At 72.3% G+C, this 26,584-nt stretch carries 22 protein-coding genes; 8 read left to right on the top strand and 14 right to left on the bottom strand.

What is annotated here, in order from left to right:
• Positions 1-175 precede the first annotated feature (175 nt).
• Complete coding sequence (locus tag M8I34_RS03625; RefSeq protein WP_374210851.1) at positions 176-1,534, top strand: RICIN domain-containing protein; 1,359 nt, start codon at positions 176-178, stop codon at positions 1,532-1,534.
• A 223-nt stretch (positions 1,535-1,757) separates the two neighbouring features.
• On the opposite strand, the gene M8I34_RS03620 is transcribed toward M8I34_RS03625, so the two are convergent.
• The 6 genes from M8I34_RS03620 to M8I34_RS03595 form a co-directional block, all read right to left on the bottom strand.
• On the bottom strand, positions 1,758-3,830 hold the full coding sequence (locus M8I34_RS03620) for an ATP-binding protein (protein WP_374210850.1): 2,073 nt from the start codon (positions 3,828-3,830) through the stop codon (positions 1,758-1,760).
• Between the two features lie 65 nt (positions 3,831-3,895).
• Positions 3,896-4,558, bottom strand: a complete 663-nt coding sequence (locus M8I34_RS03615; RefSeq protein WP_250047840.1) for a DUF4255 domain-containing protein — start codon at positions 4,556-4,558, stop codon at positions 3,896-3,898.
• A gap of 76 nt (positions 4,559-4,634) precedes the next feature.
• Positions 4,635-5,024, bottom strand: a complete 390-nt coding sequence (locus M8I34_RS03610; protein ID WP_250047839.1) for a response regulator transcription factor — start codon at positions 5,022-5,024, stop codon at positions 4,635-4,637.
• A 168-nt stretch (positions 5,025-5,192) separates the two neighbouring features.
• Positions 5,193-6,851, bottom strand: coding sequence for a DnaJ C-terminal domain-containing protein (locus tag M8I34_RS03605; protein ID WP_250047838.1), 1,659 nt, complete (start codon positions 6,849-6,851; stop codon positions 5,193-5,195).
• Between the two features lie 4 nt (positions 6,852-6,855).
• A complete protein-coding gene (locus tag M8I34_RS03600) occupies positions 6,856-7,278 on the bottom strand; it encodes a hypothetical protein (protein ID WP_250047837.1) in 423 nt (140 codons plus the stop codon).
• 170 nt (positions 7,279-7,448) lie between these two features.
• Positions 7,449-8,249 (bottom strand): VOC family protein, encoded by an 801-nt coding sequence (locus tag M8I34_RS03595; protein WP_250047836.1) that lies wholly within the window; start codon positions 8,247-8,249, stop codon positions 7,449-7,451.
• 223 nt (positions 8,250-8,472) lie between these two features.
• Here M8I34_RS03595 and M8I34_RS03590 point away from each other — a divergent pair, with 223 nt between their 5' ends.
• Positions 8,473-8,970, top strand: coding sequence for a hypothetical protein (locus M8I34_RS03590; protein WP_250047835.1), 498 nt, complete (start codon positions 8,473-8,475; stop codon positions 8,968-8,970).
• A gap of 31 nt (positions 8,971-9,001) precedes the next feature.
• Here the strand turns inward: M8I34_RS03590 and M8I34_RS03585 are convergent, their stop codons facing one another.
• Positions 9,002-10,135 carry an acyl-CoA dehydrogenase family protein gene (locus tag M8I34_RS03585; RefSeq protein ID WP_244418221.1) on the bottom strand — a complete coding sequence of 378 codons (1,134 nt, stop codon included), beginning with the start codon at positions 10,133-10,135 and terminating at the stop codon, positions 9,002-9,004.
• Between the two features lie 257 nt (positions 10,136-10,392).
• On the opposite strand from M8I34_RS03585, the gene M8I34_RS03580 reads away from it, so the two are divergent.
• Together M8I34_RS03580 and M8I34_RS03575 are read left to right on the top strand one after the other, a co-directional pair.
• Positions 10,393-12,000 carry an AMP-binding protein gene (locus tag M8I34_RS03580; RefSeq protein ID WP_250047834.1) on the top strand — a complete coding sequence of 536 codons (1,608 nt, stop codon included), beginning with the start codon at positions 10,393-10,395 and terminating at the stop codon, positions 11,998-12,000.
• Between the two features lie 4 nt (positions 12,001-12,004).
• The gene (locus tag M8I34_RS03575; RefSeq protein ID WP_030991878.1) at positions 12,005-12,856 is read left to right on the top strand and encodes a PaaX family transcriptional regulator C-terminal domain-containing protein; all 852 of its coding nucleotides are present in this window, start codon (positions 12,005-12,007) and stop codon (positions 12,854-12,856) included.
• A gap of 16 nt (positions 12,857-12,872) precedes the next feature.
• On the opposite strand, the gene M8I34_RS03570 is transcribed toward M8I34_RS03575, so the two are convergent.
• The gene (locus M8I34_RS03570) at positions 12,873-13,634 is read right to left on the bottom strand and encodes an HAD family hydrolase (protein ID WP_244418224.1); all 762 of its coding nucleotides are present in this window, start codon (positions 13,632-13,634) and stop codon (positions 12,873-12,875) included.
• A gap of 453 nt (positions 13,635-14,087) precedes the next feature.
• On the opposite strand from M8I34_RS03570, the gene M8I34_RS03565 reads away from it, so the two are divergent.
• Positions 14,088-14,723: a TetR family transcriptional regulator gene (locus M8I34_RS03565; protein ID WP_250047833.1), complete on the top strand. Its 636-nt coding sequence runs from the start codon at positions 14,088-14,090 to the stop codon at positions 14,721-14,723.
• Between the two features lie 47 nt (positions 14,724-14,770).
• Here the strand turns inward: M8I34_RS03565 and M8I34_RS03560 are convergent, their stop codons facing one another.
• The gene (locus M8I34_RS03560) at positions 14,771-15,799 is read right to left on the bottom strand and encodes an NADP-dependent oxidoreductase (RefSeq protein ID WP_250047832.1); all 1,029 of its coding nucleotides are present in this window, start codon (positions 15,797-15,799) and stop codon (positions 14,771-14,773) included.
• 226 nt (positions 15,800-16,025) lie between these two features.
• Between M8I34_RS03560 and M8I34_RS03555 the strand changes: the two genes are divergently transcribed.
• Both M8I34_RS03555 and M8I34_RS03550 read left to right on the top strand, forming a co-directional pair.
• Entirely contained in the window at positions 16,026-16,622 is a 597-nt protein-coding gene (locus tag M8I34_RS03555) for a ScbR family autoregulator-binding transcription factor (protein ID WP_234341478.1), read from the top strand.
• Positions 16,623-16,769: 147 nt separating this feature from the next.
• On the top strand, positions 16,770-17,741 hold the full coding sequence (locus M8I34_RS03550; RefSeq protein ID WP_250047831.1) for a ScbA/BarX family gamma-butyrolactone biosynthesis protein: 972 nt from the start codon (positions 16,770-16,772) through the stop codon (positions 17,739-17,741).
• A 180-nt stretch (positions 17,742-17,921) separates the two neighbouring features.
• On the opposite strand, the gene M8I34_RS03545 is transcribed toward M8I34_RS03550, so the two are convergent.
• Together M8I34_RS03545 and M8I34_RS03540 are read right to left on the bottom strand one after the other, a co-directional pair.
• On the bottom strand, positions 17,922-20,249 hold the full coding sequence (locus tag M8I34_RS03545) for a bifunctional salicylyl-CoA 5-hydroxylase/oxidoreductase (RefSeq protein WP_250047972.1): 2,328 nt from the start codon (positions 20,247-20,249) through the stop codon (positions 17,922-17,924).
• A 2-nt stretch (positions 20,250-20,251) separates the two neighbouring features.
• Positions 20,252-21,079, bottom strand: a complete 828-nt coding sequence (locus M8I34_RS03540; RefSeq protein ID WP_030076824.1) for an enoyl-CoA hydratase family protein — start codon at positions 21,077-21,079, stop codon at positions 20,252-20,254.
• A 399-nt stretch (positions 21,080-21,478) separates the two neighbouring features.
• Here M8I34_RS03540 and M8I34_RS41825 point away from each other — a divergent pair, with 399 nt between their 5' ends.
• On the top strand, positions 21,479-22,399 hold the full coding sequence (locus tag M8I34_RS41825; RefSeq protein ID WP_374210849.1) for a hypothetical protein: 921 nt from the start codon (positions 21,479-21,481) through the stop codon (positions 22,397-22,399).
• Here M8I34_RS41825 and M8I34_RS03525 read toward each other — a convergent pair.
• The 3 genes from M8I34_RS03525 to M8I34_RS03515 all read right to left on the bottom strand — a co-directional run bounded on the left by M8I34_RS03525 (position 22,362) and on the right by M8I34_RS03515 (position 26,572).
• Positions 22,362-23,900, bottom strand: coding sequence for an amino acid permease (locus tag M8I34_RS03525; protein WP_250047830.1), 1,539 nt, complete (start codon positions 23,898-23,900; stop codon positions 22,362-22,364). The genes M8I34_RS41825 and M8I34_RS03525 overlap by 38 nt on opposite strands.
• Positions 23,901-24,146: 246 nt before the next feature.
• A complete protein-coding gene (gene argF, locus M8I34_RS03520) occupies positions 24,147-25,151 on the bottom strand; it encodes an ornithine carbamoyltransferase (protein ID WP_250047829.1) in 1,005 nt (334 codons plus the stop codon).
• Positions 25,152-25,336: 185 nt separating this feature from the next.
• A complete protein-coding gene (locus M8I34_RS03515; RefSeq protein ID WP_250047828.1) occupies positions 25,337-26,572 on the bottom strand; it encodes an arginine deiminase in 1,236 nt (411 codons plus the stop codon).
• Positions 26,573-26,584 lie beyond the last annotated feature (12 nt).

The following is a 26,584-nucleotide window of genomic DNA, read 5'->3' as shown; positions in this document are numbered from 1 at the left end:
CCGGGCAGCGCGCCGGGCGGGAGCGGACCGGTACCTTGCCCAGCTGCTACGGAAGCACCGGCCGGACCGTCGCCGCTCCCCCGCTCCGGCCATCAGTACACCCAGCTCTGCCCCCCGCTCTGCCCTCGCGGACACTGACCCGCGCCTGCCGGACAGGTTGACTGCCCGGGTGAGTATGTGGACTTCACTGGAACCAGCTGCGATCACCGTCGACCCGGGTGCCGTCGCGAGCGTACGGCTACGCATCCGCAATACGGGCGACACCGTCGAGGAGTACCGGCTGCGGCCGGCCGGCGACGCCGCGGGATGGACTCGGGTGGAGCCGGATGTGCTGCGGCTGTATCCCGGGGCCGAGGGCACCGCGCAGGTCACCTTTGCGCCCCCGCGGACATCGGACGCCGTGGCCGGGCCGACGCCCTTCGGCATCCGCGTCGAGCCGGCCGAGCACCCCGAGATCCGCGATGTGGTCGAGGGGCAGGTCACGGTCGGGCCGTTCACGGAACTCCGTTGTGAACTCGTCCCGTTGACGGTGCAGGGCCGATGGCGCGCCAAAGCGGCGGTCGCCGTCGACAACCTCGGCAACCAGCCGCTGACGGTCTCGCTCTCCGGCCGGGAGAACGGGGACGCCCTCACCGTCGAGGCCGAGCCGAGCTCGGTACAGGTCGCCCCGGGACGCGCCGCCTTCGCCCAGCTCCGTATCCGTCCCGGTGCGGTCAGTTGGTTCGGCGGCACCAACAAGCACCCCTTCGCCGTCTCCGCACTGCGCGCCGGCGTGCCGGAGCCGACCGAACTGCGCGGCACCTACCTTCAGCTGTCCGTGCTGCCCCGCTGGGTCATGGTGCTGTGCTCGCTGCTCCTGGTGGCGGCGCTGGCGTTCGCGGCGCTGTGGTTCAAGGCCCAGCCCACGGTGGCCACCAGCGCGAAGGCGAAGCCCGGCCCGGTCGGACGCCCGATCGAGCCCCCCAAGAAGCCGGCGCCCCCGGCACCGTCCGAGAAGCCGCCCGAGCCCGCGGCCCCGGAGCAGTCTGCGGAGCCGGAGGAGGAAGCGCCCGCGGGCGGCGACGAGGGGCAGGACGAGGGCCCGAAGGAACAGACCATCCGTGCCGCCGCCAACGGCGGCTGGTACCTCCAGGTCAACCAGGGCGGCCAGGAGAACGGCACACAGGTGGGCCAGAACCCCAAGTGGACGGCCGACGAGTTCGGCCGCAACCAGTGGTGGATCGTCCATCACTACCCGGAGAACAACACGGTCGCCCTAGAGGCGGCCAGCGCCCCGGGCAGCGTCGTCGACGTGAAGGTCGGCACCAACGAGGTCCAGATCGAGGGCGTGTCCCCGGAGAACCTGGAGTCGGGCAAACTGCCCCCGAACCAGAAGTGGCGGCTGGTCGAGGCGGCCGACGGCCGCAGCCGCATCGTCAACACGGCCAGCAACGAGTGCCTCACCGATATGCAGAACGACAAGGGTGCCATCACCTGGGGGTGCACCGACGGGCCCAATGAGCGGCAGGACTGGAAGTTCTCCGACGGGCCGTGAGCCCCGGGCGGGGCGTGCGACACCGGTCGGTGCCACCGAGGCCGGACGGGCACTCTCCCGTCCGGCCTCGGCGGTACCGGCCCCGGCGTCACCGGCCGCAGTGACACCGGCCTACGGCGGTACCGGCCCCGGCCGCTCCGTCCGTCGACGGCGCCGCCCCGGCCGTACCGCCCCGGCCGTACCGCCCCGGCGGCACCGTCCCCCGACGGCTCCCCTCCGTGGCTCAGTCCCACAAGGGCGACGCGTCCGGCACCAGCCGCCCCATCTTGCGGTACTCGCGCCGCGCTCCGGCCCGTACGTCCTCGGCCGACACCGGCTCGCCACGGCCCGCGGCGAGATATCCGGCGGTCACCGCGGCCGACCGGATCGCCCCGCCGGACAGCTCGAACTCCTTCGCGCAGACCTCCAGTCCGAGGTTGTCCGCACAGGGCGTGGCCGTCAGACAGGAACGCCACAGCGCGATCCGCTGCTCGGCGTCCGGGAACGGGAAGTCGACGACCAGATCCAGCCGCCGGGTGAACGCATCGTCGATATTGGCCCGCAGGTTGGTGGTGAGAACGGCGATCCCGTCGAACGCCTCCAGCCGCTGGAGCAAGTACGCGCTCTCCAGGTTCGCGTAGCGGTCGTGTGAGCTCTTGACCTCCGAGCGCTTGCCGAAGACGGCATCGGCCTCGTCGAAGAGCAACAAGGCGTCCGTGCGGTCCGCCTCGGAGAAGATCCGCTCCAGGTTCTTCTCCGTCTCTCCCACGTACTTGTCCACCACCGCGGACAGCTCCACCACATACAGGTCCAGGCCCAGTTCACCGGCCACGACCTCGGCGGAGAGCGTCTTGCCGGTGCCGGACTCCCCCGCGAACAGCGCCACCACGCCCCTGCCGCGCCCGCCGCCGGTACGCAGCCGCCACTCGCCGAGCACCTTGTCCCGGTGCCGGGCACGCTGCGCCAGTTCGTGCAGCAGAGCCAGCGGTTCGGGCGGCAGGACCAGCCCGTCGAAGCCGACGGCCGGGCGGACGCGCCGGGCGTGCCGGTCCAGCAGCGGGGCGGACTGCTGGCGCGCGCTGCGCTGGACGTGGGCCGCGGTCAGCGGCGTCCCGTCGAACGCGGCGAGGGCGGTGGCCGCGCGGGCCGCCCGGCGGATCTGCCCGGCGCCCAGCCGGTACGGCGCCACGGCCGCGCCGAGATCGACGTCATCGTCCACGGCACCGAGTTCAGCGCGCCATACCTCGGCCGCCGCCGCTCCGCCGTCCGGCGCGTCCAGCGCGAGCAGCCCCGCGTCGGGGGCCCACTCGGGGTCGTACGACTCGCCCCCGCAGAACACCACCGGCACCCCCCGGCCCGCCAGCGCCCGTACGAGCGCTCCGGGCCGCTCCGGCAGTGGCCCCACAACGACCGCCGCCCGCCGCAGCCGCGCCTCACGCACCAGCGCGGCCGTCGGCCCCGCACCATCGCCCTGACTTCCGTCCGGCCGGTACCGCAGCACGGGCAGGCCGGCGCCCCGCAGCACGTCGGTCACCGGCCCGGCGGCAGTACCGGGCCGACGCTCCCGCAGATGCACGGCGAGGGGCCGCTCACCCGCGAGGACGGCCAGCCGCCCGAAGAACGCCCGCGCGTCGCCGGCGCCGTCCGTGAGCTCCCCGTCCCCCTCCCCGGGCGGCAGCAACTCCACGCCGCCACCCCATAGTTCGGGATCGAGACCGTCGTCCCCCAGCAGATGGGCCACCACCCGCTCCGGTACCCGCAGCGCGCGGCCGGGCAGCGGCCGGTCCTGGTCCTCGACGACGAGCAGCCCACCGGACAGCAGCGGCGCGGCGGGATGGAAACGGGCGCGCGCCGAGGGCTCGTACGGGCCGGTACCCGCGAGCTCCAGTGACAGGGCGACGGTGGCGCGGCGGCGCCCCACATCGTCGTTGAGGTAGCCGTAGAGCGGCTCGAAGCCCCGGTCCACATCGGGCGCGAGGGCGGCCAGGAGGATCCCCAGGTCCAAGGCGGAGAGCCCGAACCGCCGCGCGAGCGCCCCGGATCGATCCGCTGCCCCCCACTCCGCCTCGCCCGCACGCGCCTCGTCCTCCTGCGCCTCACCCGTACCGACCGCGGGAGGCTGCGCGGCCAGCCGTCGGGCCGTCTCCGGGGTCACATACAGCCCGCGCAGCGGGTCCGAGGCCGTGGGATCGACGGCGCTGCGCCGCTCGACGAGTCCGGCCACCCGCTCCCGCAGCGCCGCCAACCGCCCGAGCACCGCACCACTCGCGACCTCGGGCACCGCCGCACCATCACTCACCGCCGCGCCCTCACTCACCACGGCACCACCCCTCACCGCCGCACCGTCACCCACCACCGCACCGTCACTCACCGTCGTGCCGCTCACCGCTCCCCCTCACGGGGGTCCGTCCCGTGCGGCGCGGCGTCCGGAGCCGACCGGAGCATGCGGAGACGGGAGTCGTCCGGCGAGCCGTCCATGCCCCGGACGACCACCGCCGCGCCCTCCGTGACCGGGGGTGCCACCTCGTACGAGGGCGTGACCGGGAAGGGCACGGTGATCACCACGTCCAGGGACGGCTTGAGTTCGCCGCCGAGCGCGGACCAGATGTCGGCGATCGAGCGGGACTCGGGAGGTGGCACCGCGACCGTGAGCGGGATGTTCGCCTCCAGCGCCCGGAGCGCGTCCGTCAGCGCGGACGGCGGCAGGATCTCGTGCGCGAGCAGACAGCCCAGCGCGGCCGACAGCAGCCGGTGCTCGTCCTCCGGGCGACTGGTCCACGCCGTGACCAGGTAGGACAGCCGGAACCAGCGCGGCGGCTGACGTCTGCGCACCACTTTGCCGGTCGCGTCCCGCTCCGCGATCGCCCCGCGCTCGCGGCGGGCCACGTTCTCGCGAATGTCGTAGAGATAGGCGTTGAGCGTCGGGGTATTGCGCCGCGCCGCCCAGTCGCGGTTCGGTGCCTCGAACGCGACATCCCCCGCACCATCGGGCAGCGCCCCTGCCCGCAGTACACGCCGCAATGCCTCATCGACCTCATGGATCATGCCCGCTCCCCCGCCCAGACGAGCGGGGACCCGACGTCCGCTTTCTTTCCTGCTGCCGCATCTGCCTCGGAGCTCATCAGATGTATCCCTCTCGTAGTGCGTAGGCGACGGGGTGCGCGCGGTTGCGCAGGTGCAGCCGCGTCATCAGGGCATGCAATACGTTCTTGACGGCCCGTTCGGAGCAGGCGAGCTTCTCCGATATCTGCCGGGTATCCAGCCCCTCGGCGATGAACCGCGGCACATCGACCTCGCGCGGCGCCCTGCCGATCGTCGGCGCCACCGCGACGGAGGCGGAGGTCACCGCGGACCGCCGGGGCTGCCCCACCTGCGTGAGCGGCCTGCTGATCAGGTCCGGCGGCAGGTGGCCCGCACCGCGCGCCACGCTCCGCACCACCCTCAACAGCCCTCGCGAGGTGGCCTGGTGACGCCAGAGTATGGCCCGTACTCCGTACTCTACGAGAGTCATCGGCTCCGGCTCGCGCAGATCCGGGCGATCAGCACCACCTGCTGGTCGCCACCGCGTACCAGGCGCCGCAGCTCGGCCGCGGCGAGCTCATCGAACCGGTCGACGAGTGTGACGGCTATCCGGGATACATCTGACGCCCGCCTGCTCTCCCTTCGGCCGGGACCTCCCTCAACGGCCGGGGCCGGCCCGTCCGTCGTCCTTGTCCACGTCGAGATGGAGCAGCAGATCTCCGCGGCCGCCGCCCCGCAGGTGCATCGCGCCGTGCCCGACCAGCCGCAGGGTCTGCCCGGAGCGCAGGCCCGCGGGGATACGGACGGACTTCGAGCCGTCGAGCGTGGTCACCGCGACCGTACCGCCGCCGCGCGCGAGCGATCTCGGGATGCGCCGGGTGAGGTGCAGGTCGTCGCCCCGGCGTTCGAGCTCCGGATGCGGGAGTTCGACGACCTCGATGTACAGGTCCCCGGGCGGGCCGCCTCCTGGTCCCACCTCGCCTTCGCCGGCGAGCTGGATGCGAGTGCCGTGGTCGACGCCTCCCGGGACCTTGAGGGTGAGGGTCCGGGTGACGCGCACCCGCCCGTCGCCCGTGCAGGCGTGGCACGGGAACGGTATGCGCACTCCGCTCCCGTGACAGGCACGACAGGGGACGGAGGTGTCACGCCCCGGCTCCGGGCCGGATGTCCCGATGCCGTTGCAACGGCCGCACGGATGGACCGGTGTACCGGCGCCGGCACCTGCTCCCTGGCACCGGTCGCAGACCACCGCGGTATCGACCTGGATGTCCCTGAGCGTGCCCAGCGCCGTCTCGGTCAGCGGGAACTCCACCCTGAGCAAGGCGTCCTGGCCGCGACGGGCGAGCTGTCTGTGCGGCGGAGGGGACGGGACGTCGCCGTCGACGCCGTTGAACGCGTCCTTCAGCCGGGTGAAGAGGCCTGGAGCCGGGGGCGGAGTCTGCTCTCCTTCTGCGGGAGGGGAGGTCCAGGACGTGGTCTCGCTCGCCGCGGCCGACGGGGCCCCGGCCGCGGCGGGCCGGCTCGCGGCGGGCGTGTCCGCGGCTGGCGGATCCGCGGCGGGCCGGCCGGCGGCGGTTCTGGCGAGGGTGACCCGGTACTCCAGGTCGGCCCACATCCGGGGACGCTGCCGCGCGCCGCTGTGGTGCAGATATTCGTAGACGTAGTCGTACAGCTCGGTGACCGTGATCCGGCCGTCGTGATCGGTGTCCGCGTCGCCGCTGCGCAGGCCCTCGATCAGGGCACCGGTGAAGCGGGAGGGCTGCGGCGCCGAGGCCTCCAGATGGTCGCCCTCCCAGGCATATTCGGTACGGTTGGTCGCGGTGAGGATGGCGCGGCCGTGGCCGGCCAGCTCCTCCTTCACCTGCACGTAGTCGTCGCCCTTCGCGCCGGGGAGGAACGCGCCGCTGTAGCAGCAGTCCAGCAGCACGACGATGGTGCGGGCGCGGCAGCGTGCCATCTGATCGTGCAGGAAGGCGGCCGGCACGGCGGTGGAAGCCGGTAAGTCCTTGTCGGTGTCCTGCGTGGCGAAGTACAGATGGCCCTCGTCGTCCTTGATGCCGTGGCACGACAGATGGAGCAGCAGCAGATCCTCGCGCCCGCGGTTGCGGAAGAACTGCTCCAGCGCCCGCTTGACCTCGTACGACTTGGCGTCCACGAGCTGCTGGACCTGGAAGCCTCCGATGCCCGGATCACGGAGGACCGCGGCCAGGCCCTCGCAGTCCTGGCGGGGCGAGCGCAGCGGTTTCAGGGCCGGGCTCTCGTACATGCCGGTGGCGATCAGCAGTGCATCCCTGCGGCCGGCGGGGAAACCCGGCACCGGCTCACTCCCCGGACTGCGGGGTTCCGGCCTGCGGGGTTCCGGCCTGCGGGGACCTCGTGCTGACGAACGCGTCGATCAGACGCCGCTGGTCTTCGGCGGAGGCATTCCCCAACTCGATGGTGTCCCCGTCGATTTCCACCGTGACACTGCGGAGCGGGCGGTGGCGCAGCCAGGTGTCGACCAGCTGGAGCACCTGACGGACGAGCAGCGGGACGGTGGTGACGACGAGCGCTCCCACCGCGATGACCTCGCCGGGTTTGGCGCCCTCGGGAGCGGCGGCGCCCTGTCGGGCCAACTGCACGTCCTCGACGTCGAGTTCCAGCAGCGCGCGGCGCAACTGCTCACCGAGTGACTGGAGTTCGTCCGCATCGGTGTCCGACGCACCTGTCAGATCGAGGGTCAGCCTGCTGACACCGGTGTTCATCCCGCCCCCTGTTCAGACTCGGAGCAGTCAGTGTATGCGGGGGGTGCGACAAAGGGGCCGGAAGCAGGGAGGAGCTACTTCGCGCCCGTATCCGGGCGGTATCGGGACGGCGGGGCGGTGGAGGGCGCCGTCCCGGGCGGCCGGCTGCCGACGCCTCGGGGGCGGCGCGGTCACAGCGTCTCCTGCGGGGTCAGCACCACGAACTCCGCACCGGACGGGTCGCTGCAAACGGCCAGGCGGCCGACGCCGTCGGCGGTCTCCGGGCCCATGGACAGCGTGCCGCCGTTGCCCGTCGCCAGACCGACGGTGGCATCGCAGTCCTTGGAGGCGAACACCGGGTGCCAGTACGGCTTCCCGCCGGGTCCGAGCAGGTGCGCCGGGACTTCCATGAGCCCGCCGTGCATCCGCTCCTCACCACGGTCCGCGGGGGTGAGAAGGGTGTAGGTGCCGCCACCGCCGGGGAGCGGCATGTCCTGGGTGCTCCAGCCGAAGACCGTCCGGTAAAAGGTCTGGGCGGCGGCCGCATCGGTGGTGTAGAGCTCCGTCCAGCACAGGGTTCCGGGGACGTCAGCGGCCTCGAGGCCCGGGTAGCGCTCCGGCTGCCAGACGGAGAACTCCGCGCCCTGTGGGTCCGCGAGCCGGGCGAAGCGGCCGTCGTCCGCACCGACCAGGGACGGCGCCGAGCGGACCGAGCCGCCGGCCCGCTCCACCGCCTCGGCCGTGGCCTCCGCGTCGGGGGTGTGGAAGTAGACCGTCCAGGCGGAGCGGGCGCCCTCCTCGGGCAGCGGGCCGACCGCGCCGACGGCCTCGCCGTCGAGCCGGAAGAGCGTATATCCGCCCGCTCCCTGGTCCCCGTACGGTTCGGACCGCCAGCCGAACACCGCCCGGTAGAAGGCCGAGGCGACCTCGACATCGGGAGCGCCGAGATCGAGCCAGCACGGGGAGCCGGGGACGAAGTCAGTAGTGATCATGGCGATTCCCTTCGCGGATCCTCTGTGATTTCAGCCTGCCATCCGGCACTGACAACCGCCCGTCGGTCAGGATTCGGCGTCCGTGCCCGGTCTTGCTAGCCTGACGCGCGCTCGTCAAGTACCACCGGCGAGCGCATCGTCAATCGGCTGCGCGCATGGGTATGGGTGCGCGTACACAGCGGGCGTCCACGGGGGCGGCCGCCACCACGGGGGAGAAGTCAAGATGAAGTTTCGCCATGTTCGGGCTGTCGCCGCATGCGCACTGGTGGTCGTCGCGCTGACCGGCGCGCGGCACTCGCACGGCGGGGGCTGCGGCAGCAGCCACAGCTCCAGCAGCAGTTCCAGCGGTGGATACAGCAGCTCCGGGAGCACCACCAGCAGCGGCAGCACCGTCGGCTCGCCGACCGCCGGTTCCACCACGCCGCCCGAGTCGGACATCCGCATCACCGACTGCCAGGTCGACAGCGCGGCCGGCACGCTGAGCGCCAAGCTGAGCGTGACCAACCACAACTCGCAGGGCTCGGCGCACTACAACGGCACCGTGCAGTTCACCGACGAGAGCGGCGCCGTCTTCGGCTCCGCGCAGATTTCCGTCGCCGCGGTCCCCGCCGGCTCCACCCGGCCCGTCACGGTTTCCGACACCTTCCTCAAGAGCCCCAACGGGAACGACCCCAGGTCCGGCAAGTGCAAGCTGGGCCAGGTCTGGAAGGACAACAGCTGAGACGGGCGACGGCCCTGCTCCCCAGGGGAGTTCAGGGCCGTCCGCGGTACAGCTCCTTGGCGATGATCGAGCGCTGCACCTCCGTGGCGCCCTCGTAGATGCGCGGAGCGCGGACCTCACGGTAGAGGTGTTCCAGGAGGTGGCCGCGGCGCAGCGCGCGGGCGCCGTGGATCTGGACGGCGGCATCGACGACGTACTGGGCGGTCTCGGTCGCCAGCAGCTTGGCCATGGCCGAGCGGCGGGCGATGTCCGGGGCCCCGGTGTCGTACGCGGATGCCGCCGCGTACACCAGGAGGCGGGCGGACTCGACCCGGGTGGCCATCTCGGCGAGCTGATGGCCGACGGACTGAAGGTCCTTGAGCGGGCCGCCGAACGCGGTGCGCTCGCCCGCATGCGTCAGTGCGGCATCCAGCGCGGCCTGCGCCATGCCGACCGCGAAGGCGCCGACGCTCGGCCGGAAGAGATTCAGGGTCGCCATCGCGACGGCGAACCCCCCGTCCACCTCTCCCAGCACATCCGCCCTGGTCACGGGCGTACCGTCGCAGACCAGTGTGCCGATCGGGTGCGGGCTGAGCATGTCCAGGTGCGCGCCGGTCAGGCCCGGCCGGTCGGCGGGGACGAGGAAGGCGGTGACGCCGCGCGCGCCCGCCCCGCCCCCCGTACGCGCGAAGACGGTGGCGAAGTCGGCCTCGGGGGCGTTGGAGATCCAGCACTTCTCGCCGCTGAGCCGCCAGCCGTCCGGGCCGTCCGGCTCGGCCGCGAGGGACAGCGCGGCGGCGTCCGAGCCCGCGCCCGGCTCGCTCAGCGCGAACGACGCGACCGCGCGGCCGGCGGCCACCTCCGGCAGCCAGCGGGCGCGCTGGGCCTCGGTCCCGGACAGCACGACGGGGTAGGTCCCCAGCCCCTGGAGCGCCAGTGCGGTCTCCGCCTCCGTGCACACCTGGGCCAGGGATTCCCGCAGCAGACACAGGTCCAGGGCGCGCAGGGCGCCGTCGGCGGGGAACAGGCGGCGCAGCAGGCCCAGTTCGCCGAGGGCGGCGACCAGGGGGCGGTTGACCCGGCCCTCCTCCCCCTTCTCCGCCAGCGGGCTCAGCCGCTCGGCCGTCAGCGCGCGCAGTTCGGCGCACCACTCCTGCTCGTCCGGTCCCAGCGCGAATACGGTCACGAGGCGGCTCCCTGGTAGCGGTCCTCTATCGCGGTCTGTTGACTGCCGTCACGAACACGTTACGCTGACGACGGATCCGAACGGCAGTACTCGCACCGCAGAACGAGCAGCCAACCGCGCAGTCCCCGGCCGGCCACCGCACCGGCCTCCACCGTCCCTCATCCCTCCCCCGGCCGCTTGCCGGCCACCCCGGCCGGGCCCCTGGGGCCCCGCGGGCCCACCATGATCCGTAAGACACGCCCTAGGGGGCATACGCCATGGAGCTACGGTCCTCGGCCCACACCGACACCTTCGCGCGCGACCGGCTGCCGCCCCACGACCAGTGGCCGCACCTCACCGATCTGGGCTATCCCGACCGGCTGAACTGCGGCGCCGAGCTGCTGGACGGCACCATCGCGCGACTCGGCGCCGACCGGCCCGCGGTCCGTGACGCGAGCGGACCGGTCTGGACGTACGGGCAGCTGCGGGCGCAGGTCGATGCGATCGCCCATGCGCTCACCGGCCCGCTGGGGGTGCTGCCGGGCAACCGCGTCCTGCTGCGCGGGCCCACCACGCCCTGGCTGGCCGCCTGCTGGCTCGCCGTGATGAAGGCCGGGGCGGTGGCGGTGACCGTGCTGGCCGCGCAGCGCCCCGAGGAACTCGCCACGATCGCGGAGATCGCCCAGGTGCGGTACGCGCTGTGCGATGTCCGCTCCGTCGACGATCTCGCCAAGGCCGGGATCCCGGAGCTGCGGATCACCACCTTCGGCGGGGACGGGCCGGACGATCTGCGGCAGCTCGCCCGGCCCGGCGGCGCGCCCTATCCGGCCGTGGCCACCTCCGCCGACGATGTCGCCCTGATCGCCTTCACCTCCGGCACCACCGGCCGCCCCAAGGGCTGTATGCACTTCCATCGCGATGTGCTCGCCATCGCGGACACCTTCTCGGCGCAGGTGCTGCGCCCGGAGCCGGACGACGTGTTCGCCGGCAGCCCGCCGCTGGGCTTCACCTTCGGTCTCGGCGGGCTCGTCATCTTCCCGCTGCGGGCCGGTGCCTCGGCCCTGCTCGCCGACTGGGGCGGGCCGGAGCGGCTGCTCGGCGATATCGCGGCGCACCGGATCTCGGTGCTGTTCACCGCGCCGACCGCCTATCGCGCGATGCTGCCCAAGCTCGCCGGGCACGATGTCTCCTCGCTGCGCCGGTGTGTGTCGGCCGGTGAGAACCTGCCGGCCGCCACCTGGCAGGCCTGGCACGAGGCGACCGGCCTGCGGATCATCAACGGCATCGGTGCGACGGAGCTGCTGCACATCTTCATCTCGGCCGCCGACGAGGCGGTGCGGCCCGGTACGACGGGTCTGCCGGTCCCGGGCTTCCAGGCGCGGGTGGTCGACGCGGACGGCGCCCCGCTGCCGGACGGCGAACCGGGGCTGCTGGCCGTACGCGGGCCGACCGGCTGCCGCTATCTCGCGGACACCCGCCAGACGGCGTACGTACGGGACGGCTGGAATCTCACCGGCGACACGTACGTCCGCGATCCGGACGGCTACTTCCGCTATGTGGCCCGCGCGGACGACATGATCATCTCGGCGGGCTACAACATCGCGGGCCCCGAGGTGGAGGACGCGCTGCTGCGGCACCCCGATGTGACCGAGGCAGCGGTGGTCGGGCGGGCCGACGAGGACCGCGGGCAGGTGGTCGTGGCCCATGTCGTGCTGCGGTCCGGCGTCCCCCAGGGGGAAGACACCGTCGCCGCACTCCGCGCCTTCACCAAGACCCGGATCGCCCCCTACAAATGCCCGCGCGAGATCGTCTTCCACAGCTCGCTGCCGCGCACCCCGACCGGTAAGCTCCAGCGCTTCCGGCTGCGGAGACCCCCTCTAGAGTGACCCGGTGAACGACCAGCAAACGCAGCGCACCCCACGGTCCCTGATCGTCACGTTCTACGGCGCCTACGGGCGGGGCGGGCCCGGCTCCCCGGACGGCACGGCCGCTCCGGTGCCGGTCGCCGCCCTGATCCGGCTGCTCGGCGCACTCGGGGTGGACCCGCCGTCGGTGCGCTCCGCCGTCTCCCGGCTCAAGCGGCGCGGGCTGCTGGTCCCCGCGCGCACGGCCACCGGGGCAGCCGCGTACGGACTGTCCGACGCGGCCCGCCAGCTGCTGGAGGACGGCGACCGCAGGATCTTCGGCCGGCCGGCCGCGCGGCTGTCCGACGGCTGGGTGCTGGCCGTCTTCTCCGTCCCCGAGGAGGAGCGGCACAAGCGGCATCTGCTGCGCTCCCGGCTGGCGCGGCTCGGTTTCGGCACCGCGGCGCCGGGCGTGTGGATCGCCCCCGCACAGCTCTACGAGGAGACCCGGCACACCCTGGAGCGGCTGGAGCTGGCCCCGTACGTCGATCTGTTCACCGGTGAGCACGCCGGGTTCGCCCCCACCGCGGACGCGGTGGCCCGCTGGTGGGACCTGGACGCCATCGCCGCCCGGCACCGCGCCTTCCTCGACGAGCAGGAGCCGGTGCTCCGGCGGTGGTCGCGGCGCCGCTCGGTACCCCCCGAGGCGGCCTACCGCGACTATCTGCTGGCCCTGGACGCCTGGCGCCAGCTGCCCTACGCGGATCCCGGACTGCCCTCTCCCCTCCTGCCGGAGGACTGGCCGGGGGGCCACGCGGCGGACGTGTTCGGCCGGCTGCACGCCAAACTCCAGGCCGCCGGGGCCCTTTACGCGCACGAGGCGACAACCGGGGCCTGACCACGGCCCCGCCGTCTCACCGGCGGCGCTGGGCCCCCACCCCGACGCCCGACCGCGGCCTGGCGGCGGCGATCACGGAGACCACGTCCTTGAAAGAGCTGCACATCCGGGTGCCGGCGACCGCGGCGAGCTCACCGAACGTGCCGACGCCGTAGGTCACCGCGACCGGCTCCATGCGCGCGGTGACCGCCATCCTCATGTCCCCCACGGTGTCCCCCACATACGCGCTCTGCCACGCCGCGACACCGAGCCGCCCGGCCGCCCGCAGCACCATCTCCGGATGCGGTTTGCCGCGCCGGACCATGTCCTGGCCGATCACCGGGCCGACCAGGTCGCGGATGCCCATGACGTCGAGCAGCGCCTCGGCGCTGCGGGTGGTCTTGGACGTGGCGACGGCCAGCTCGACGCCGTGGGCGCGCAGCGCGGACAGCCCCGCGGTCACCCCGGGAAAGAGCAGCTGCGGTCCCTGGCACAGGACTTCATAGGCGAACAGCTCGCGGTAGCGGGAGATGGCCGCCTGCACCCGGCCGTCGTCCTCGGGCTTGCCCAGCAGCCGGCCGAAGGCGGGGCCGGGCGGTTTGCCGATGGCGGAGGCCGCCTGCCGGGCGGTCACCGAACAGCCCTGCTCCGAGGCCACCTTGACCAGCAGTTTGCTGATCGGGGGCAGGGTGTTGGCGAGGGTGCCGTCCAGATCGAAGACGGCGGCCCTGATCGTCTCGCCGCCGGCGCTCCGTACGCCTCTTGCGGGACGTTCGCCGACTTCCGTTGCTACGCGCATGGCTGGAGACCTTTCCGGATTCCTATGGGGGGTGCAGGGGCTCGGGTGACGTTGCTGGCTCGGCTGGTTGGGCGGCCTGCGGTCGAGGACTGGTGAAGGCAGAGGCGGTCTCGCCATGGCGCACCGCTGTCCAACGGCGGTACGCGACCGTCAAGGCGGCTGCTACGGAAGGGGTCGTCCCGTTTACCGCCTTCGGAGATTTAAAAACCGCCTGCGCTGTTTGTCAATGGACCCTTACTGTTCCTGATGGGTCGACAACCCTTCACCCACCGGCCAAACTAGGGTCACACCGCCCCCGAAAGCCGCCGGGCATCCGAACCAGCGACAGATCGTCGCCTTCACGCCAGGGCGGCCCAGTTCCGGACATTCCTGGGGAGCATACAGAACCGCATGGTTGGTTTTCTATGTAGACTGCACTGAGCTCGCAGCCGTACTAGAGACGGGACGGACACCGTGCCCACCCAGCATCGCGCCATCCAGAGCCGCCAGGCACTCATCCGCTCGGCCGCAGAGACCTTCCTGGAGAAGGGGGTACCCGCCGCGGGCATGGTCGAGATCAGCCGGCGGGCCCGGCTGAGCAAAGGGGCGCTCTACTTCCACTTCACGTCCAAGGACGACCTCACGCTCGCGGTGCGGGATGCCGCACTCGCGACCCTCCAGGAGATCGAGGACGGCTTCACCCGCTCCCCGGAGCCACTGCCCACCGCCGTACGGGACTTCACCGTCGAGCTGTTCGGCCGGGTGGAGTCGGACGCCGTACTGCGCGCCGGACTGCGGCTGCGGCCGGAGACCGCGCCGGGGCTCGGCATCTACGCCCTGGAACAGCGCTGGTACGCGCTCTTCCTCGACAAGGCGGTCACCTGCGGGACCGGCGGACCGGCCGGACCGCATGCGTCGGACACCGAACCACGGCGCACGGCCCAGCTGTTGACGTCACTCGTGGTGGGCCTGCTGCATCTGGGCAGCGAGGACGCGTCGTGGTGGGACAGGGAGTCCATCGTCGGCCTGTGGGCGCTGCTGCCGGCCGCGCCGGACCGCTTCCCGGCCGCCGGCATCCCGGCGCCGACGCAGATCCCGGCAGCCGGCTGACCCCGCACCGCCCCGCCCGGCCGGGCTCCCCGGCCCCGTACCCGGCCTCACAACTCGACCAGCACCGCGCCGATATGACGCCCCTGCACCAGTTCGCACAGCGCCCGCGGCGCCTGCTCGATCCCCTTCAGAAGGGCATGCGGGAAGACCAGCGAGCCCTCCCGCAGCCCCTGGCCGAACTCCTTGGCCCACTCCTGCGGCAGATCCGGATGCGCATGCAGCCCGAAGCCGCGCAGCGCCACCCGCCGCATGATGATCAGACCCGCGTCCAGCTCCACCGGGGCGGCGACGCCACCGCCCCCGCCCAGCTGACTGGAGAGCGCACCGACCAGCGCGAACCGCGCGTCGGGGCGGGCCAGCGAAAGCGCCGCCGTGAGCTGCTCACCGCCCACGGTGTCCAGCAGCACGTCGATGCCCTCCGGCGCCGCCCGGCGCAGCTGCCGTTCGATCGGCCCGGCGCCGCGCACGATCGTGTCGTCGTACCCCAACTCGGCGCGCAACAGGGCCGCCTTGCGCTCCGAGCCGGTGCTGCCGACGACCCGGCGGGCACCCAGGCGCCGCGCCAGCTGCCCGGCCAGGCTGCCCACACCGCCCGCCGCGCCGGTGACGAACACGGTGTCCCCCGGCCGTACCTCCGCGGCCCGGCGCAGCGCTCCCCAGGCCGTCGCGCCCTGCGACAGATGCGCGGCGGGGGCCGGCAGTGCGTCCGGGTCGAGCCGCCGTACCCGCGACGCGTCGACGGCCGCGAACTCCCGCCAGCCGCAGGAGTGTCGTACCAGTTCGCCGGGCGTGAAGCCGTCGTCGGGCGCCGCGACCACCTCGCCGACCGCGGAGCCCCACAGCGCCTCGCCCGGCACAAATGAGCCCATCGGCAGCGGCATTCCGGCCATCTGCGTCCGCATCGCCGCGGTCACCGCCATGACCCGGTTGCGCACCAGCACCTGCCCCGGTTCCGGCTTCGGCACCGGGGCCTCGGCGAGGGTGAAGTGATGGGGCGCCAGATCGCCTTCGACCCGGGCGGCCAGCCGGACCTCGCGGTGTACGGCGGGTATGGCGGGGACGACGGTGGGGGACATCGGACTGCTCCTCGCGCTCGTGACACTCGACGGCGTCGCACCGGTTCGTGACGCCGGGTCGTGCCCCTCGGACCCCCACCGGCCCGTGCGCAGATTCAATACCGCATGGTTGGCTTCTTTATGATGCGGAAATAGACTGCGCGGCCACGGGCGGCGGGTCGCACTCAGGCACAACAACTCCAAGAGAGCATACGGAGGATGATCGGTGGTCAAGCAGGAACGCGCAGTGCGCACCCGACGTGCCGTCCTCGAAGCAGCGGCTCATGTCATCGGCACCCGCGGGTACCAGGCCGCCACGATGGCCGAGATCATCCAGCGCGCGGGGGTCACCAAGGGAGCCGTGTACTTCCACTTCACGTCCAAGGACGCACTGGCCCGCGCGGTCATAACGGAACAGACCGATCCGTTCCTACCGCAAGTCAGCGAGTCCCGGCTCCAGGACGCCATCGACTTCACGCACCAGGTGGCGCTGGCCCTGCGCAGCGACCCATTACTCCAGGCCGGCACCCGTATCGCGGTCGAGACGACCTTCAGCGAGGACCCGCTCGTGCCCTACCAGGCCTGGACCGACATCATCACCACGATGTTCACCGAGGCCCGGGACAACGGGGAACTCCTGCCGGGTGTGGCTCCTGACCGGGCGGCCGAGTTCTTCGTCGCCGCCTACATGGGCGTGCAGTTGTTCTCGCGGGCCGCCACCAACCGCGCCGATCTCCCGGAGCGCGTCACGGCCCTGTGGAAGCACACCCTTCCGGGGCTGGCCGCACCCGGCGCGCTGGGTCATCTGGACCCGCACGGCCGCTGCGTGAAGATCTCGGTCTGAGGCCTTCCCCACCGCCCTGACGGAGCTACGGCCCCCGCCGAACGCTGGAAAACAAACCACATGGTCCGTATCTTAATTGCCACAGGGCCGTCACCAAGGCTCAGCCCGTCCGGGCGCGGAGAGCCTGCACAGCAGAAAGGAACACCTATGGCCAGCGCCACGCTCACGCCGTACTTGCGCGATCAGTGTCACGAGATCGAAGGCCGGTTCGGCGACGGAAACCGACCGTCGGAGCTCACCACGACCGTGCCGCGCGAGTACGTCCACCGCACCGCCCTCTCCGAGGTCTTCCTCACCAACTGGCGGCGCACGGACGACGGCTGGGTGGTCAGCGCCCAATGGCCACGCGCCCACAGCTTCTACGGTCCGGTCGACGGCCTGCACGACCCGGTGTTGATCATCGAGAGCATCCGGCAGGCCGGGATATTACTGAGCCATGTCGGGCACCATGTGCCGCTCGACCACCCGATCATCTGGCAGCGGGTCCGCTACGACCTCGCGCCGCGGGCGCTGCGCGCCGCGGAGGCACCGGCCGCGGTCGAACTGCACGTCACCGACCACGACATGGTCCACCGCGGCAAACGGCTGGCCAGCGTCCGGCAGGAGTTCCGGATCGTGTGCGACGGCGCCGACCTGGCCTCCGCGACGCTCGTCTACTCCTGCCACAGCCCGGCCGTCTACCGTCGGCTGCGCGGCGAATACAGCGATGTGGCGCTCGCCAACTCACGGAAGCTGCCGGTGCCGCAGGGCGTCGCCCCGCAGCAGGTCGCCCGGGAACGCGACCGCGATGTGGTGCTCTCCCCCACCGACCGCTCCGACCGCTGGCAGCTGCGGGTGGACACCTCGCACCCGGTGCTCTTCGACCACCCCGTGGACCACGCGCCCGGCATGCTGATGGTCGAGGCCGCCCGGCAGGCCGCGCTGGCGGCAACGCCCGGCTTCACCGTGCCCGCATCGATCGACTGCTCCTTCGCACGGTACGCCGAACTCGACGCGCCCTCCTGGGTGCAGGCACGGACCACCGGCCGCACCGATGACCGCCGGCAGGTCGAGGTCACCGTGGAACAGCACGGCAATCCGGTGATCTCGGCGCAGATCACCTGCGTACCGACGCCCTGACCGGCCGCCTCCTCGCCGGACCGCCGGCTCCCTGACCGGCCGCGTCCCCCGGACCGCCGGTTGCCCGAGGGGCCCGCTCACCGGCCCGCCCGGCTCCCCGCCGGCCCCTCTCGCCGTCCCGCTCCGCACTCTGCCGGGCCGGCCCTGGAACGGCCCCGCCCCGCTGCCCGTGCCTCCCCGTCACCGCAGCGTGAGGCGGGGCTTCGGCGCGTCGGTGCGTCCGGTCGGCGGGGTACGGCTGCCCGCCTGATAGGGCAGCGGCCAGGGGGCGCCGGGCCCGGCGTAACCCTGCTCCGCCGCGGCGTGCAGCGTCCAGTGCGGGTCGTACAGATGCGGTCTGGCCAGCGCGCACAGGTCCGCGCGCCCGGCCAGCACCAGGGAGTTGACGTCGTCCCAGGAGGAGATGGCGCCGACCGTGATGACCGGCACGCCGAGGGTGTTGCGGATGCGGTCGGCGAACGGGGTCTGGTACGAGCGGCCGTAGTCGGGGCGTTCGTCGGTGACGACCTGTCCGGTGGAGACGTCGATGGCGTCGGCGCCGTGCGCGGCGAAGGCCCGTGCGATCGCCACCGCGTCGTCGGCGGTGGTGCCGCCGTCCGCCCAGTCGGTCGCCGAGATCCGGACCGTCATCGGGCGCCCGGCCGGCCAGACGGCGCGGACCGCGTCGAAGACCTCCAGCGGGAAACGCAGCCGGCCGGTGAGGTCGCCGCCGTAGCCGTCGGTGCGGTGGTTGGTGAGCGGCGAGAGGAATCCGGAGAGCAGATAGCCGTGGGCGCAGTGGAGTTCGAGAAGGTCGAAGCCGGCCCGGGCGGCGGACTCGGCGGAGCGGACGAACTGCTCGCGTACGGCGGCGAGCCCGGCCTCGTCCAGCGCGTGCGGGACCTGGTTGACGCCGGGGCGGTAGGGCAGCGCGGACGGCGCCACGACCGGCCAGTTGCCGTCCGGCAGCGGCTGGTCGATGCCCTCCCACATGAGCCGGGTCGAGCCCTTGCGGCCGGAGTGCCCGAGCTGGACGCCGATGGCGGTGCCGGGCGCGGAGGTGTGGACGAAGTCGGTGACCCGGCGCCAGGCCGTCTCGTGTTCCGGCGCATACAGCCCCGTACAGCCCGGTGTGATCCGGCCCTCGGGGCTGACGCACACCATCTCCGTCATCACCAGTCCGGCGCCGCCCAGCGCGCGGGCACCGAGGTGGACGAGGTGGAAGTCGCCGGGGGTGCCGTCGCCGTCGGCGGCGGAGTACATGTCCATCGGGGAGACCACGACGCGGTTGCGCAGCGTCAGCCCGCCCAGCCGGAACGGCGTGAACATGGGAGGCGTGGCGGGCGGGGGGTCCGCCTCGGCCTCGACGGCCGCGACGAATCCGGGGTCGCGCAGCCGGAGATTGTCGTGGGTGACCCGGCGGCTGCGGGTGAGGAGGTTGAAGGCGAACTGGTGTGGCGGCTGGTCGAGATAGGTGGCCAGCTCCTCGAACCAGGCGAGGCTGGCGCGCGCGGCGCGCTGGGTGGAGGCGACGACCGGACGGCGCTCCTCCTCGTACGCGGCCAGGGCACCGGCGGTGTCGGGCTGCTCCTGAAGGCAGGCCGCCAGCGCCAGGGCGTCCTCGACGGCGAGCTTGGTGCCGGAGCCGATGGAGAAGTGCGCGGTGTGCGCGGCATCGCCGAGCAGCACCGTATTGCCGTGCGACCAGCGGTCGTTGACGACCGTACGGAAGGCGATCCAGCTGGAGTTGTTGGAGCGCAGGGACCGGCCGCGCAGGGCGTCCGTGAAGACCTTGGCGCACCACTCCGCCGACTCGCGCTCGTCGCAGCGGTCGAGTCCGGCCGCGCGCCAGACCTCCTCGCGCATCTCGACGATGACCGTGCTGGCTCCGAGGCTGCTCTCGGCGCCGGCGGACGGTGCCTCGGGGTGGGGGTCGGGCGACGGGCCGGCGAAGGGGTAGGCGTGGAGCTGTACGACGCCGTGCTCGGTCTCGGCGATCTCGAAGCGGAAGGCGTCGAGGGCGAAGTCGGCGGCGAGCCAGATGTACCGGCAGCGATGGGTGGTCAGCCGTGGGCGGAAGGCGTCGGCATGGGCGGTGCGGGTCGCGCTGTGCACCCCGTCGGCGGCGATCACCAGGTCGTACGAGCGCGCCAGTTCGGCGGCGGGCGGGGCCTCGGTACGGAAGCGCAGCGCGATGCCGAGGTCGCGGCAGCGCTGGTGCAGTACGGCCAGCAGCCGGCGCCGCCCGAGCGCCGCGAATCCGTGCCCGCCGGAGGTCAGGGTGCGGCCGCGGTGCACGATGTCGATGTCGTCCCAGCGGACGAACTCCGCCTGGAGGGCGCGGTAGACCTCCGGGTCGGCGTGCTCGATGCCGCCGAGGGTCTCGTCGGAGAGCACGACGCCGAAGCCGAAGGTGTCGTCGGGCGCGTTGCGCTCCCAGACGGTGATCTCTCGGGTGGGATCGAGGCGCTTGAGCAGCACAGCGGCGTACAGGCCGCCCGGACCACCACCGATGACGGCGACCCGCATGGCTATTTCCCCTGCCACTTGGGCGTCCGCTTCTCCGTGAAGGCGGCATGGAATTCTTCGTAGTCGGCGCTGTTCATCAGCAGCGCCTGGGTGGCGGCGTCCATCTCCACGGCGGCGGCCAGCGGCATGTCGAGCTCGGCGGTGAGCAGCGCCTTGGTCTGGGCGTGCGCCAGCGCGGGCCCCTCGGCGAGCCTCCGGGCGAGTGCCGCGGCCGCCTCGTCGGCCCGGCCCTCGTCGGCCAGCTCACTGATCAGACCGAGCCGTTCGGCCTCCGGCGCCCGGACGGCGTCACCGAGCATCAGCAGCCGGGTGGCATGGCCGAGGCCGATGACGCGGGGCAGCAGATAGGCCGCACCCATGTCACCCCCGGAGAGGCCGACCTTGGTGAAGAGGAAGGCGAAACGGGCGGACGGGTCGGCGACGCGGAAGTCGGCGGCCAGCGCGAGCACCGCGCCCGCGCCGGCCGCGACCCCGTGCACGGCCGCGATCACCGGGAACGGGCACTCCCGCACCGCCCGTACGACCTGGCCGGTCATCCGGTTGAAGTCCAGCAGCTGCGCGGTGTCCATCCCCAGGGTGGCGCCGATGATCTCCTCGACATCGCCGCCGGAGCAGAATCCGCGCCCCTCCCCCGCCAGCACCAGGGCACGTACGGAACGTTCCCTGGACAGCTCCGCGAGCAGGTCACGGAGGTCGGCGTAGGCCTCGAAGGTGAGCGCATTGAGCTTGTCCGGGCGCGCCAGGGTGACGGTGGCGATCCCGTCCTTCCTGGTCACGCGGATGTGTTTCCAGGCGTCTGTGCTGCGGGCTGATCCTGCGAACGGGCTCATCGGGCTGCCTGCCCCCTTTGGCCGACCGGCCGGTGGATGCTCTTCCGGATGCCTTGTGCCTCGTGCCCTGTCGAAGTTATCACTGGTTCATGACTGTCGTCACGAGGACGCGATATCGGCGCGGCGTGAGAGGCGCGGCATGAGAGGTGACGGGAGGGGGTGGAAGAAGCGGGAAGGGCCGGGCGGCGGCGGTGGGAGGGTGCGGAGGCGGCGGGTGGGTACGGAGGCCGCGAGGGGGGAGCGACCGCGGGGCGTCAGGGGCGCGGCCGGACCAAGGTCCCGGCCGCCGTATGACTTAGGTCATGCGCTTCGCGGTCGCTCGCCCCTGCTCCGCCCGCCCCCGCGCTTCCTACCGTGGACGTACCCGACCTGGCCTTTTGCGAACGGAACGCTCAGCGCATGCTGGAACCGCCCGCGCCCTCGATCTGGCGCATCTCGCTGCCGCGCGGCGCGACCGCGGTCCCGATCGCCCGTGCGATGGTCCGCACCGCCATGCAGGACCTCGGGGCCACGGCCGACCGCACCACCGCACAACTGCTGACCGCCGAGCTGGTCACCAATGCCCTCAGGCACACCCGCGACACCGACCCCATCGAGCTGGTGGTGGAGCTGCGGCCGAGCGGCTGCCGGATCGAGGTGCACGACGGCGATCCGGCGCTCCTCCAGGGGCTCGGCAGCCCGCTGCCCCCGGCGGACCTGGACGTTCCTGTGCTGGTGGGGGCACCGTACGACCCCGCACCGGGCCGGGCGGCGGACGGTCACGGCACTGCGGCGGGTGACGGCACTGCGGACGGTCACGGCACGGCGGCGGGTCACTGCACGGCGGACGATCGGCGCGCGACGGACAGGCACCCCGCGGCGGACGGCCACTCCGTGCCGGACGGCCACCCCGAGCCGGACGGCCACCCCACCGGCGACGGCCACCTCCCGATGCAGCGTACGGAGGGCGAGGGGCCGGCCGGACGCGGCGAGGGCGTGGACGGCCGTGACCCTGCCGGGCAGAGCGGCGAGGGCCACGACGCGACCGACGACGCCGACGGCTACGCAGCCACCGACGCGGACATGGACGCAGACGCAGACGCAGACGCAGACATGGACGCGGACACAGGCACCGACGCAGGCACCGACACCAAAACCGACCGCACCCACGACACCCACCGCATCGACGGCACCACCCCGAGCCGCCCTGACCAGGGGCGCGACGGCCGTGGCCTGCTGCTGGTCCGGTCCCTCAGCTCCGCTTCCGGATGCCGCCCCACACCGCGCGGCAAGGCCGTCTGGTTCACGCTCCCCGAACGGGAGCGGCCACGTCGGCACTGACGTCGGCGGCAGCCTCGCCGGCCTCGTCCGCGGGCTGCTGCGGGGCGGACCCGAGCCGCGAGCGGCGGCGCCCGTAGCACGTGTAGACCAGCGCGCCCACCACCAGGAACCCGGCGAACTGGAGCCAGGTCGCCGGGCCCGTCCCGTACATCAGGTAGAGGCAGAAGGCGATACCGAGGACCGGGCTGGCCGGGAAGAGCGGGACGCGGAAGCGGCGCGGAAGCTCGGGGCGGGTGCGGCGGAGCACCATCACGCTGAGGTTGACCGCGACCATGACCGCCAGCGTCCCGATGGTCGACAGGTTCATCACCGCGTCGAGCGGGACGACCGCGGCCGGCACGGCGAAGACGGCCGTGACGATCCAGGTGTTGGCGACGGGGGTGGAGGTGCGGGGCGAGATCCGCTCGAAGATCCGCGGGATCAGGCCGTCCCGCGACATCGACATCAGGATGCGGGTCTGGCCGTACATGACCGCGAGGACGACCGAGGCGATGGCGACGACGGCACCGAACGCGATCACTCCGCCGCCGAGCGTCGAGTGGGTGACGGAGTTGACGATCAGCGACAGCGCGGCGGGGCGGCCGGCGACCTGGTCGGAGGAGAGCGCGCCGATGGCGGAGAGGGCGACCAGGCAGTACAGGACGGTGACCAGACCGATGCAGACCATGATCGCAATGGGGATGTTGCGACGCGGGTTCCTGACCTCCTCGCCGGCCGTGGTGATGGCGTCGAAGCCGATGTACGAGAAGAACGCGACCGAGGCGCCGGAGGTGATGCCGGCGACGCTCTCGGGGGCGAACGGCGAGAGGTTGCCGGCCCGGAAGGCGCTGAGGCCGATCGCACAGAACAGGACCAGGACCGCGAGCTTCAGTACGGCCATCGCGGCCGTCGCGCGGGCGCTCTCCCGGATGCCGCGGACGAGCAGCAGGGCGGCGAGCAGCATCACGACCACGGCCGGGATGTTGACGATGCCGCCGTCACCGGGCGGGGCGGAGAGCGCGGCGGGCAGCTGCCAGCCGGTCAGGCTGCCGAGCAGCTCGTTGAGGTACTGGCCCCAGCCGACGGCGACCGCCGAGACCGAGATGCCGTATTCGAGCAGCAGGCACCAGCCGACGAGGAAGGCGGTGCGCTCGCCGAGGGTGGCGTAGGCGTAGGAGTACGAGCTGCCGGAGACCGGTATCGCGCCGCCCAGCTCCGCGAAGGAGAAGGCGGTGAAGACGCAGGTGACGGCCGCCAGCACGAAGGAGACGAGGACGGCGGGGCCGGCCTCGGCGACGGTGTCGGAGAGGCCGACGAAGATGCCGGTGCCGACGATGGCGCCGATGCCGAAGCAGACGAGCTGGAAGAGCCCCATGCTGCGCCGGAGGCCGTTGCCTTCGAGGTCCGCGCCCGATTCGGCGACCAGGACATCGGGGGACTTGATGCGCAGCCCGGACGGACCTGCAAGAGGTGCGGCGGGCCGCGCCTCCTTGGTGCGGTGGCGGGACACGGACAGGCGCATGGGGTGGTTCTCTCTCTGGTGGTGCGATGCGTGGGGCAAGGGGTGGGCCCACACACGGAGCGGGGCCCGGACCGATGGGTCCGGGCCCCGCGAGCGATTCGATGGTAACCGCTTGACCTGCATGATCGACCAAATGTCCGTATGGCTATGCAGTGTGATGTTTCCTACGGTGTGCGCACGGGCCGGTGGGCCGGTGTGCGCACGGGCCGGTGGGCCCGCAGCCCCGCCGGCCCGTGGCCGCCGTCCTTACCGGGCGAGCGTCGCGACCAGCACCGCCTTGATGGTGTGCATCCGGTTCTCCGCCTCGTCGAAGACGACGGAGTGCGCGGACTCGAAGACCTCGTCGGTGACCTCCAGGGACGACAGCCCGTGCCGGGCGTGGATCTCCCGGCCGACCGCGGTGCCGAGGTCGTGGTACGCGGGCAGGCAGTGCAGGAACTTCACCTCCGGCTTCCCGGTGGCGCGCAGCACGTCCATCGTGACCGCATACGGGGCGAGCAGCGCGATCCGCTCGTCCCACACCTCCTTGGGCTCGCCCATGGAGACCCAGACGTCGGTCGTCACGAAGTCCGCGCCGCGCACACCCTCGGCGACGTCCTCGGTGAGCGTGATGCGGGCGCCGCTGGTCCCGGCGAGTTCCCGCGCCCGGGCGACGACCGTCTCCTCCGGCCACAGCTGCTTCGGCGCGACGATCCGTACGTCCATCCCGAGCAGGGCACCGGTGACGAGGTAGGAGTTGCCCATGTTGTTGCGGGCGTCGCCGAGGTAGGCGAAGGCGGTCTCGGTCAGGGGGCGGCCGTGGCCGTGCTCGACCATGGTCAGCACGTCGGCGAGCATCTGGGTCGGATGCCAGTCGTCGGTCAGTCCGTTGAAGACGGGCACTCCGGCGTGGGCCGCGAGCTCCTCGACGTCGGACTGCCGGCTGCCACGGAATTCGATGCCGTCGAACATCCGGCCCAGGACCCGGGCGGTGTCCTTGACCGACTCCTTGTGCCCGATCTGCGAGCCGGACGGGTCCAGGTAGGTGGTCGAGGCGCCCTGGTCCGCGGCCGCGACCTCGAAGGAGCAGCGGGTCCGGGTCGAGGTCTTCTCGAAGATCAGGGCGATGTTCCTGCCCTGGAGGCGAGGGACCTCGGTACCGGCACGCTTGGCCGCTTTCAGCTCGGCCGCCAGGTCGATCAGTCGGCGGAATTCCTCGGCGCTGAAGTCCAGCTCCTTGAGGAAGTGGCGGCCCGTGAGGTCTATCGCCATGGGTGGGCTCCTGGTTCGCGGCAGTCGGGACGGACTCGAATCCTGGAAGTGTATACGCACCGACGCATCTCTATGCGAAGCCCTCGGCTCTGCACGGGCCGGCACCTCCTCCTGCACCACTCCAGCGTCACGGATACAGCGTCACGGATCGGCGTCACGCTCCACGAACGGATCCGGGTGCACGCTCAGGCTGCCCCGGGCACCGCGTCCCTCGCCACCGGACAGCTCATACAGCGCGGCCCGCCGCGCCCGCGGCCCAGCTCGCTCCCCGGAATCGTGATCACCTCGATGCCGCGCTTGCGCAGAAAGGTGTTCGTGGTGACATTGCGCTCGTAGGCCACCACCACGCCCGGCTCCACCGCCAGCACATTGCAGCCGTCGTCCCACTGCTCACGCTCGGCGGAGTGCACATCCTGGGTCGCGGTCAGCACCCGGATGTCGGACAGGCCCAGGGCGGCCGCTATGGCACGGTGCATATGCTCCGGCGGATGATCGGTGACCTTGAGGTCCTGGTCGCCCGAGCCCGGCTCGATGGTGTACGAGCGGAGCATCCCCAGCCCCTCGTACTGGGTGAAGGTATCCCCGTCGATCATGGTCATGACGGTGTCGAGATGCATGAACGCCCGGCGCTTGGGCATGTCGAGCGCCACGATCGTGCGCGCGGACCCCGCCGCGAACAGCCCCCGCGCCAGCAGCTCCACGGCCTGCGGAGTGGTCCGCTCGCTCATGCCGATCAGTACCGCGCCACTGCCCATCACCAGGACGTCGCCGCCCTCGATGGTCGAGGGGAAGTCGGCCTGCCCCTCCGACCAGACATGGAAGTCCTGGTCGCGGAAGAGCGGATGGTGGCCGTAGATCGCCTCGTAGTGCACGGTCTCGCGCTGCCGGGCCGGCCAGCGCATCGAGTTGATCGAGACCCCGTCGTAGATCCAGGCGGAGGTGTCGCGGGTGAAGAGGTGGTTGGGCAGCGGGCCCAGCAGGAAGTCGTCGAGATCCATCACATGGAAGCGGACCGAGGTCGGCTCGGCATGACGTTCCAGGAACTCTCGCTTGGTCATGCCGCCGACCAGCGCCTCGACCAGCTCCGGCACCGGCAGCTCGTCGAAGGCCGCCCGCAGATGGTCGGTGGCCAGCGGCCCGTATTCCTTCTCGTCGAAGACCCGGTCCAGGACCAGCGTCCGCGCCTCGGGGATCTGGAGGCTCTCGGCCAGCAGATCCCCGAAGAGGTGCACCTCCACCCCCCGGTCGCGGAGCACATCCGCGAACCCGTCGTGCTCGGCCCGCGCCCGGCGCACCCACAGCACGTCGTCGAAGAGCAAGGCGTCCTTGTTCGAGGGCGTGAGCCGCTTCAGCTCCAGATCGGGGCGGTGCAGGATGACCCGGCGCAGCCGCCCGGCCTCGGAGTCGACTTGGAATCCCATCCACCCATCTTG

This window comes from Streptomyces sp. MCA2, from assembly GCF_023544705.1.
GTDB classification, from domain to species: Bacteria; Actinomycetota; Actinomycetes; order Streptomycetales; family Streptomycetaceae; genus Streptomyces; species Streptomyces decoyicus.
This window is presented reverse-complemented; position numbering and strand designations above follow the sequence as displayed.

Coding starts and splice junctions, on each gene's coding strand:
- M8I34_RS03625 (WP_374210851.1), top strand. CDS start 176: ATGTGGACTTCACTGGAACCAGCTGCGATCACCGTCGACCCGGGTGCC.
- M8I34_RS03615 (WP_250047840.1), bottom strand. CDS start 4,558: ATGATCCATGAGGTCGATGAGGCATTGCGGCGTGTACTGCGGGCAGGG.
- M8I34_RS03610 (WP_250047839.1), bottom strand. CDS start 5,024: ATGACTCTCGTAGAGTACGGAGTACGGGCCATACTCTGGCGTCACCAG.
- M8I34_RS03600 (WP_250047837.1), bottom strand. CDS start 7,278: ATGAACACCGGTGTCAGCAGGCTGACCCTCGATCTGACAGGTGCGTCG.
- M8I34_RS03595 (WP_250047836.1), bottom strand. CDS start 8,249: ATGATCACTACTGACTTCGTCCCCGGCTCCCCGTGCTGGCTCGATCTC.
- M8I34_RS03590 (WP_250047835.1), top strand. CDS start 8,473: ATGAAGTTTCGCCATGTTCGGGCTGTCGCCGCATGCGCACTGGTGGTC.
- M8I34_RS03580 (WP_250047834.1), top strand. CDS start 10,393: ATGGAGCTACGGTCCTCGGCCCACACCGACACCTTCGCGCGCGACCGG.
- M8I34_RS03570 (WP_244418224.1), bottom strand. CDS start 13,634: ATGCGCGTAGCAACGGAAGTCGGCGAACGTCCCGCAAGAGGCGTACGG.
- M8I34_RS03560 (WP_250047832.1), bottom strand. CDS start 15,799: ATGTCCCCCACCGTCGTCCCCGCCATACCCGCCGTACACCGCGAGGTC.
- M8I34_RS03550 (WP_250047831.1), top strand. CDS start 16,770: ATGGCCAGCGCCACGCTCACGCCGTACTTGCGCGATCAGTGTCACGAG.
- M8I34_RS03545 (WP_250047972.1), bottom strand. CDS start 20,249: ATGCGGGTCGCCGTCATCGGTGGTGGTCCGGGCGGCCTGTACGCCGCT.
- M8I34_RS03540 (WP_030076824.1), bottom strand. CDS start 21,079: ATGAGCCCGTTCGCAGGATCAGCCCGCAGCACAGACGCCTGGAAACAC.
- M8I34_RS41825 (WP_374210849.1), top strand. CDS start 21,479: ATGCTGGAACCGCCCGCGCCCTCGATCTGGCGCATCTCGCTGCCGCGC.
- M8I34_RS03525 (WP_250047830.1), bottom strand. CDS start 23,900: ATGCGCCTGTCCGTGTCCCGCCACCGCACCAAGGAGGCGCGGCCCGCC.
- argF (WP_250047829.1), bottom strand. CDS start 25,151: ATGGCGATAGACCTCACGGGCCGCCACTTCCTCAAGGAGCTGGACTTC.
- M8I34_RS03515 (WP_250047828.1), bottom strand. CDS start 26,572: ATGGGATTCCAAGTCGACTCCGAGGCCGGGCGGCTGCGCCGGGTCATC.